Here is a 9094-nt window from a genome sequence, read left to right as displayed (position 1 = left end):
GCATGCTACCACGATGTGGACGCAACTGTATTTGGATATAAAAAGGGAGAGGTTCCACAGCTTGGAATACATGCTTTCCCAGCAGATGCTTCATTGAGGGAAGCTGCTAAGGCAGCGATCAAGAAGGCTGCTCCAGACCTTGGAGTATTCGAAGGAAGGGTATGCAGCGGAGATCAGTTTGTATCATCTCCAGATGTTAAAAAAGCCATCATCGATGAGCAGGGCGGAATGTGCACAGAGATGGAAGGGGCAGCAATTGCCCAGGCCTGCTACCTTAATAAGATTCCTTTCGTCATCATCAGAGCAATCTCTGACAAGGCTGATGGCAGTGATATTGTGGATTATCCTGTATTTGAAGAAAAGGCTGCTCACGACTGCGCAGCTTTAGTAAAAGAGATGATCAGCTCACTTTAATGAGAATAATTATCGGGCGCTGTACGTAAAGTGCAGCGCTTTATTTTAGATGTATATTTTTTCAATTTGCTTGATACAAGCAGGCACATCTGCTACACTTTAAGGCGAATTGGAAACGTTTTCCTATTTTCATAAACGGAGGTTTTATTATAATGGCAAATTGGAACAATCTCGACACACTCAAATCTTTTCAGAATCTTTTCAATATCTCTAATGTTGATATAGCCGAAGAGATGGCTGGAACAAATGGCGCCGACAGAGTTAAGAAGTACTCAGTACCTATGGCAGCAGGTCTTTCTTACAACTATGCTGCAAAGGAAGTTAACGATGAGATCTTAGATGCTCTTAAGGCACTTGCTTCTGAGGCTGAGCTTTCAGAGAAGTTTGAAGCTCTTTACAACGGCGAAGTTATAAACACAGGAGAGAAGCGTCTTGTACTTCACCAGCTAACAAGAGGTCAGCTTGGCGATAAGGTCATGGCTGATGGAGTTGACAAGAGAGAGTTCTATTTAAATGAACAGAAGAGAATTGCTGAGTTTGCAAACAAGGTTCACTCTGGCGAGATCACAAATGCCAAGGGCGAGAAGTTTACAACGGTAGTTCAGATCGGTATCGGCGGATCAGACCTTGGCCCAAGAGCTATGTACCTTGCTCTTGAGAACTGGGCTAAAAAGAATGGATGCTTTAAGATGGATGCAAAGTTCATCAGCAACGTAGATCCTGATGATGCATCTGCAGTTCTTAATTCTATCGATGTTGCTCACTCAATATTCATTCTTGTTTCTAAGTCAGGTACAACACTTGAGACTCTTACAAATGAGTCCTTCGTAATAGATGCATTAAAGAAGCAGGGTCTTGATGCTGGTAAGCACATGATCGCTGTAACATCACAGACTTCACCTCTTGCTAAGAGCGACAACTACCTTGAGGCTTTCTTTATGGATGACTACATTGGTGGACGTTACTCATCAACATCTGGCGTTGGCGGAGCAGTTCTTTCACTTGCTTTTGGTCCTGAGATCTTCGCAAGATTCCTTGATGGCGCAGCTGCAGAGGATAAGCTTGCTACAGAAAAAGACCTCTTAAAGAACCCTGCAATGCTTGATGCCCTCATTGGTGTTTATGAGAGAAACGTTCTTGGATACGACAGCACAGCTGTACTTCCTTACTCTCAGGCTCTTAGCCGTTTCCCTGCTCACCTTCAGCAGCTGGATATGGAGTCAAATGGTAAGAGCGTAAACAGATTTGGTGAGCCAATCGACTATGTGACAGGACCTATCATCTTTGGCGAGCCTGGTACTAACGGACAGCACTCATTCTATCAGCTCCTTCACCAGGGAACAGACATCATTCCTCTTCAGTTCATCGGCTTTAAGAACAGCCAGCTCAGGAACGATGTAGATATCCAGGGCAGCACCAGCCAGCAGAAGCTCTGCGCTAACGTAGCAGCTCAGATTGTAGCTTTTGCCTGCGGTAAGGAAGATGACAACCTCAACAAGAATTTCGAGGGTGGACGTCCTTCAAGCATCATCATTGGTGATGAACTTACACCAGAAGCACTTGGAGCACTTTTATCACACTTCGAGAACAAGGTTATGTTCCAGGGCTTTACATGGAACATCAACAGCTTTGACCAGGAAGGCGTTCAGCTTGGTAAAGTACTTGCAAAGAAGGTACTTGCACACGAGACAGATGGAGCTCTTGCAGAATACGCAAAGCTTCTTAATATCTGATAACAGAAAAAATGCTTGCAAAGGGCGTTACACTTTAGGTGTAGCGCCTTTATCTTTCTTAAAATATAGATAAATTTTCTGAAAATATGATATACTTAGATAAGGTTTAGGGGGACATAATGCGATTCCGTACAAAACTCTTGATAACGTCATTGGCAATCGTAGTCATTCCGCTAATCTTATCCTTTGGTACATACCTGGCTTTGGGTCGATATCTTGTCCACAAGCAGCAAGTGGGGCAATTTTCTACTGCGATTGATTATGGAATGGTGTCTGACCCCGGTGGAACCTTTGCGGAGATGACGGATGATCTGGTAAAAGAAATTGCCATCAATATGTTCATAGATCCGTATATCTTGGAGCGTGAGGAGTATTTGGAGGAGCTGGATTCACAAATTGCCTCCAGGTATTCATTTATCATTGTAAAAAAAGCCAATGATATATACTACGTTGCCAACAGGGACAGAGCCAAGGCTGTAATTTCGGAGCTTCCCGGATATGGTAATGGTATAGAGGGTATTTACTACACTCCCTCAAGACATCTTGTAAGGCAGATAGATTTCACGTTTTCTGATGGATCCATGGGAAGCCTTTACTTTATTTCCAGCATCAGAACAGCACTTACAACTTCAATCTTGATCTACATGGCAGTTGCCATTATCCTTATATTGGCGCTTACCAGCGTACTTCTTACTATGTGGATCGGCCGAAGTTTCTTTAGACCAATAGACGAGCTCAATGTTGCCATGCAGCATATCAAGGATGGCAATTTTGACTATATACTTCCAACAGACGTCAAGGAAAAGGGCGAGATTGGAGCCATGTACCGTAACTACGAGGACATGAGGCTCAGACTTAAGGAATCCGCCGAAGAAAAGATCGAAAGGGAAAAGCAGAACAAAGAGCTTATCAGTAACATTTCCCACGACCTAAAGACGCCTATCACTGCTATCAAGGGTTATTCACAGGGCCTTATCGAAGGTGTTGCAGATAATCCGGAAAAGCAGATGAAATACATCAAGATCATTAACTCTAAAGCTAATGATATGAACAACCTGATCAATGAGCTGACGCTTTATTCCAGCATTGATAACAACAGGATCCCATATAACTTTGTTAAGCTTAATGTTGCTGATTACTTTGGCGACTGCATAGAGGAGATTGGTGCAGATCTTGACAGCAGAGGCATCAAGCTCAACTATTCAAACCTCACATCGCCAGATACTCAGATAGTTGCAGACCCTGAGCAGATAAAGAGGGTTATCAACAACGTGGTGAGCAATAGTGTCAAGTATCTCGGAAGAGATGATGGCACAGGAGAGATAGATATCCGCATACTGGATGAAATTGATTCTGTAAGGGTAGAGCTTGAGGACAATGGACGAGGAATCGCCCAGAAGGATATTCCAAATATCTTCGACAGATTCTACAGAACAGACTCCTCCAGAAACTCTAAACAGGGCGGAAGCGGAATAGGTCTTTCCATTGTTAAAAAGATAATAGAAGATCATGGCGGATATATATGGGCTACCAGCCATGAAGGTGAAGGAACCTGCATGCACTTCGTGCTTAGGAAATTCATTGATTATGCAGATGGTTCAGACACAGTTACGGTAGAACATGAAACTTAATAGAAAGGCAGAGAGGGTGTATGAGCAGAATACTTATTGTTGAGGATGAAGAGGCGATTGCTGACCTTGAGAAGGATTATCTCGAACTTAGCGATTTTGAAGTAAAGATTGAGAATACTGGTGATGCAGGTCTTGCCACAGCGCTTGCTGAGGAATTTGATCTTATCATCTTGGATCTTATGCTTCCTGGAATGGATGGATTTGAAGTATGCAAGCACATCAGGGAAAAGAAAGATGTGCCGATCCTTATGGTATCAGCTAAAAAGGATGATATTGACAAGATAAGAGGTCTTGGTCTTGGCGCTGATGACTACATCACCAAGCCATTTAGCCCATCTGAGCTTGTTGCAAGAGTTAAGGCTCACATGGCAAGATACTCAAGACTTGTTGGATCAGGTCACGAGAACAATGACTTTGTTGAGATCCGTGGTCTTAAGATCGACAAGACTGCAAGAAGAGTATATGTAGATGATCAGGAAAAGAGCTTCACAACCAAGGAGTTTGATCTTCTTACTTTCCTTGCTGAGAATCCAAACCACGTATTTACCAAGGAAGAGCTCTTTAGAAAGATCTGGAACATGGATTCCATCGGTGATATCGCAACTGTAACAGTTCATATCAAGAAGATCCGTGAGAAGATTGAATATGATACCTCTAATCCACAGTACATTGAGACAATCTGGGGCGTAGGTTACAGATTTAAGGTTTGATATGCGTGACACTATAAGAGTTATATATGAGGATCAGGAACTGCTGGTGTGCCACAAGGCTGCTGGAATGGCAACTGAAGGGGCAAGGGCAGGCAGACTTGACCTTATAAGCGGAGCAAGAAACTATCTTGCCCGCAAAAATACTGAAGATGGTAAAGGGCGGCAAAGAAATTTGCCGCCCTATGTTGCTACTGTAAACAGGCTTGACCAGGCAGTTGAGGGCGTTATAGTTTTAGCCAAGACTAAGAAGGCGGCATCTGATCTGGCAAAACAGATAAAGGAAAAAACAATAGCTAAATACTACTATGCCCTGTGTATGGGACATTTTCCTGATAAGAAAGGCAGGCTGTCAAATCACGTCATAAGGCGCGAAGATACTGGTCTTGCCATGGTCATAGACGGCAGTGAAAAGGATACTTTTAAGGATGGCGTAGTTACTCTTTTCTCTGGTGAAAAGGTTCGCTTAATTGGCGGGGACGTGAAAAAAGCAGAGCTTGAGTATGAGGTGATATCTGAAAATGATAATGCATCTTTACTTCGAGTTCATTTATTAACAGGCCGCTTTCATCAGATAAGGGTTCAGCTGTCGCATATAGGTCACCCGATCCTTGGGGATAGCAAATACGGAACAGATGAAAGCACCAGGCATTCAAAAGAACTGGGGATAGAGAACGTTTGCCTTGCAGCCTATAAATACGGCATCAGACATCCAGGGACCAGAAAAAATGTGGAATTTGAGATCATACCAGACAATCCGGCAATAAGAGATATGTTGCCCTGACAGGGAGACTTAATGCTTTCTAAATACCTAAAATATGGTTATCTGATCACAATATGTACCATACTCCCGCTTTACATGGCGCATGGATATTTTGAACTTGGGGAGAGTAAGGCTATAGCTTATTTAGTTATGAGCCTTATTTTTGCCCTTCTTTTTTTGCTTGTCCAAAACAGAAATTTCTTTAAAGTGGAGAAACTTTCGCCGCTTTTATCTTATGCTCTTTTGACATTTCTTTTTTCAAATGTAGTTAGCTTTATCTATTCTGTAGATAAAAAAGTAAGTTTTCTTGGCTTGTCAGGCTGGAGAAATGGCCTTTTGACCACGCTTTTGTGCCTGTTTTTTTTCTATGTATTTTATGAAGAAGACAGGGTAAGTTACTATATCATTGCGGCAGTTCTTATGACACCGCTTCTTGAGAGTGTTCTTGTCATCTTAAACAGATTTGATGTTTATCCCTTTGAGATATATGGCAAAAATGCAGCTTTTGTGGCAACTATAGGTAATATCAACTGGTTTGTTGGATATATGTCTGTGTTTGTGCCACTTGGAATTGGACTGTGCTACAGGATGAAGCTCTTTTCAAAAGAGTTCTTTATGTGCAGTATTTACGTTCTTGTAACGCTCATGGCTCTTATGCTTCAGGGAAGTGACAGCGCTGCGTTTGTTCTATGTGCTTCTTTTGTAGTGTTACTTTTCTTTTCCATCGCCACCAGAGAGGGATTTAGGAAATATCTTGCTATACTGTTTATCCTTGGGCTGTCTATGGAAGGGTCCTTTATTATTTATTCAATATATGAAAAGAGATATGTCTACGAGGACAATCTTCTTTTATCCATATGTAAGCTCCATACAGGTCTTATCCTCATGGCCTTTGTGTTTTTCATGTTCTGCATTTCAAGGCTATTTGAGGCAATTGGTTTTCACTTTATGGAAAAGACATACCGCTATATTGCAGGATTTATCGTTACAATAATTCTTTTCACAGGAGTTTACTACGTCTTTATCTCTTTTGACCTTACTATGGGAAATGGCAGAGGTCTCATATACAGCATGTCCCTTGATATGTTTGGCAGGATGGATCAGTTCAGGAAGCTGGTGGGGGCAGGCCAGGACTGCTTTAAGGCTTACGCATACTCTGACATAGAAACAGCAGATTCTCTTCTTAATATCTTTGGGGGCAACATACTTACAAATGCCCACTGCGCACCGCTTACAATACTTATAGAGAGAGGGCTCCTGGGCTTATCGGCATATGTACTTTTAATAGCCGCATTTGTAAAAGAAATATATTCAAAAAGAAATAAGCACGCAGGAGTTATCTGCGCGCTTATCTTAGCATCATATTTAGTTAACAGCTTTGTCTCTTTTGACCTTGTGATCTCCACGCCATATCTGTTTGTGGCCATGGCCATAGGTTTGTCTATCAAAGAGATCAGTAATTAAGATCTGGAACAGGGATGGACTCGTCCAGTTCATGGAAAAAAGTCCTGGTCCTTACAAGGCCAGCCTTGGCGTCCTTGTATTCATACAAAAAGCGCTCGCTTATGTTTTCTTCCCCATACATTTGAACACGGCCTGCGTAGGCATTAAGCACTGAAACGTAGTGTTTATCCTGATTGAACACATTGAAGATCTCATCTTTTCTTCTTCTAGGGTGCTTGCCTGCGAATTTTCTGATGTCCAACTGCAGATCTACAGCTAAGGGCCTTTCTCTTTTGCGCACGCTGTGAAGAAGGTCTGAATACTTATCTTCATCAATCTTCTCAAACATGTTGGTGAACTCCATACAGCAGGCATTATCTGGAAGGCGAAGCCTTACCCTGTCCTGTCCATAGACGTCCTCCACTTCAGCTACAACTGCTGGATCCAGGGGCTTGCCACTGTAATCCAAAATGATAACCTTATCCCCAATTTTGTACATAAACACCTCCTAAAATGGATGTTTCTACTACTTATATCATACCATATATCGTTATATTTTTTCTTAATAGTTGTTTTAAGTTATTTTTAGGTAACACCTTTAGAATGACCTCATAAGATAAAACAACAGGGCACAAAAAGGAGAAAACAAAATGGCAGGATTTAAGGATGTGTTTCAGAGAATAGAAGTAAAATATCTGCTATCCGATAGGCAGTATACCGAGCTGCTTAAAAGGCTGGAAAACATGGCAGCCATCGACAGCTACGGAAGAACCTCTATCTTAAACATATATTTTGATACACCGGACTTTAAGCTGATCGAAAGATCCCTTGAAAAGCCGGTATATAAAGAAAAGCTAAGGCTTCGTACCTACGGAGTTGCAAGTGATGACACAAACGCTTTCATTGAGATAAAGAAAAAATACAAGGGCGTTGTGTATAAGAGAAGGATCAACATGCCATATAAAGAGGCCATGGATTATCTTACAAAAGATAAAGAGCTTAAGGAAAGATCCCAGATTTCAGATGAGATTGACTACTTCAAGCACTTCTACAAAGGGCTTAAGCCAGCTATGGCAATATCCTATGACCGCATAGCGATGGCAGGTATCGAGGATCCGGACCTTAGGATCACCTTTGATGAGAACATCAGATGGAGAACAGAAAACCTTAGCTTAACAGAAGGTAATGTTGGAAAAGATATCCTTCTTCCAGGTCAGCATCTGATGGAACTAAAGATTGCAGGAGCCATGTCTATGGAGCTTGCAAGGATATTGGATGAGCTTAATATCAGAAAGACTTCATTTTCAAAATATGGAAGAGGCTACATGGAATACATGTATGGTCAGACAAATGAAATGGCAATGAATGGAATTTCACCTGCGGAAACGGAAAACAATATTGTGTCCTTTCGCAAGGCAGTATAAGGAAAATAAAGGAGATTATAAAAAATGGTTACTACAGTAGATTATATTTTTGGATCTATCATGGCAAATGGAACAATCACAGGAACAGCTTTTTTGCTGGCTACACTTTGTTCTCTGGTTATCGGCGTATTTATCGCCTTCATGTATACAATTAAGAACAGCTATTCAAAGAGCTACATAATCACACTGGCACTTCTGCCTGCAATAGTTCAGGTGGTGATCATGCTGGTAAATGGTAATATCGGCGCAGGAGTTGCAGTTGCAGGAGCTTTCTCACTTGTAAGATTCAGGTCAGCACCTGGTTCAGGAAAAGAGATCACCAGCATCTTCCTTGCTATGGCAGTAGGCCTTGCAACAGGAATGGGCTACATCGGAATTGCAGCTATTTTTGCAGCGATCATTACAATAGCTAACCTGATCCTTTCAAATGTCAGCTTTGGAAATGGTGCAAATGAAGAAAAGACCCTCAAGATAACAGTTCCTGAAGGCCTTGATTTCGAAGGAATCTTCGATGATATATTTGAAAGATATACAACAAAAGCAGATCTGGTTGAAGTAAAGACATCAGGCATGGGAAGCCTTTATAAGCTTAACTACTCAATAATCCTTAGGAGCAAGGCTTCCACAAAGGGCATGATCGATGAGATGAGACAGCGCAATGGAAACCTTGAGATCAGCTGCTCAAGACCTGTTGCAGTAAAATCTGAAGAGCTCTAAATCATTACCTTGCAGATACTTTCTGAATATTCTTTGGAAGAACCTTAGGGAGTGTAACCACGAATCTTATGATGTGGTCTCCATCCCTGAGGGCTTCTATATCACCGCCGTGAGACTGGGCAATGGCGCGGGCTACTGAAAGCCCTATTCCGTAGCCGCCACTCTCGCGGCTTCTTGATGAATCGGCTCTGTAGAAGCGGTCAAAGAGACGGTCAAGATTTCCTTCAGGAATAGCATCACAGGTATTGGAAACTTCAAGAAT

Annotated in this window: 10 protein-coding genes; 8 read left to right on the top strand and 2 right to left on the bottom strand. The window is 42.0% G+C overall.

Going from position 1 to position 9094, the window contains the following annotated elements; genetic code table 11:
• The 6 genes from mtnN to J6I68_RS11860 form a co-directional block, all read left to right on the top strand.
• Positions 1 to 414 (top strand): 5'-methylthioadenosine/S-adenosylhomocysteine nucleosidase (mtnN, locus tag J6I68_RS11885; protein WP_292220587.1); only part of this gene is annotated, 414 nt, incomplete at its 5' end.
• Between the two features lie 152 nt (positions 415 to 566).
• Positions 567 to 2147 (top strand): glucose-6-phosphate isomerase, encoded by a 1581-nt coding sequence (locus J6I68_RS11880; RefSeq protein ID WP_292220585.1) that lies wholly within the window; start codon positions 567 to 569, stop codon positions 2145 to 2147.
• 119 nt (positions 2148 to 2266) lie between these two features.
• Positions 2267 to 3778 (top strand): sensor histidine kinase, encoded by a 1512-nt coding sequence (locus tag J6I68_RS11875; protein WP_292220583.1) that lies wholly within the window; start codon positions 2267 to 2269, stop codon positions 3776 to 3778.
• A 20-nt stretch (positions 3779 to 3798) separates the two neighbouring features.
• The gene (locus tag J6I68_RS11870; protein WP_120741401.1) at positions 3799 to 4488 is read left to right on the top strand and encodes a response regulator transcription factor; all 690 of its coding nucleotides are present in this window, start codon (positions 3799 to 3801) and stop codon (positions 4486 to 4488) included.
• Position 4489: 1 nt separating this feature from the next.
• Entirely contained in the window at positions 4490 to 5269 is a 780-nt protein-coding gene (locus J6I68_RS11865; RefSeq protein WP_292220581.1) for an RluA family pseudouridine synthase, read from the top strand.
• A gap of 12 nt (positions 5270 to 5281) precedes the next feature.
• Positions 5282 to 6712, top strand: a complete 1431-nt coding sequence (locus J6I68_RS11860; RefSeq protein WP_292220580.1) for a hypothetical protein — start codon at positions 5282 to 5284, stop codon at positions 6710 to 6712.
• On the opposite strand, the gene J6I68_RS11855 is transcribed toward J6I68_RS11860, so the two are convergent.
• A complete protein-coding gene (locus J6I68_RS11855) occupies positions 6702 to 7190 on the bottom strand; it encodes a hypothetical protein (protein WP_292220577.1) in 489 nt (162 codons plus the stop codon). The genes J6I68_RS11860 and J6I68_RS11855 overlap by 11 nt on opposite strands.
• Positions 7191 to 7341: 151 nt before the next feature.
• Here J6I68_RS11855 and J6I68_RS11850 point away from each other — a divergent pair, with 151 nt between their 5' ends.
• Both J6I68_RS11850 and J6I68_RS11845 read left to right on the top strand, forming a co-directional pair.
• The gene (locus tag J6I68_RS11850) at positions 7342 to 8115 is read left to right on the top strand and encodes a polyphosphate polymerase domain-containing protein (protein ID WP_292220576.1); all 774 of its coding nucleotides are present in this window, start codon (positions 7342 to 7344) and stop codon (positions 8113 to 8115) included.
• A 24-nt stretch (positions 8116 to 8139) separates the two neighbouring features.
• On the top strand, positions 8140 to 8832 hold the full coding sequence (locus J6I68_RS11845) for a DUF4956 domain-containing protein (RefSeq protein ID WP_292220574.1): 693 nt from the start codon (positions 8140 to 8142) through the stop codon (positions 8830 to 8832).
• Between the two features lie 4 nt (positions 8833 to 8836).
• Here the strand turns inward: J6I68_RS11845 and J6I68_RS11840 are convergent.
• The coding region (locus J6I68_RS11840; RefSeq protein WP_292220572.1) for an ATP-binding protein at positions 8837 to 9094 on the bottom strand (258 nt) is incomplete at its 5' end.

The organism is Butyrivibrio sp. (genome assembly GCF_017940685.1).
Taxonomy (GTDB): domain Bacteria; phylum Bacillota; class Clostridia; order Lachnospirales; family Lachnospiraceae; genus Butyrivibrio.
Note: the sequence above shows the minus strand (reverse complement) of the source record. Positions and strands in the feature narration are given on the sequence as shown.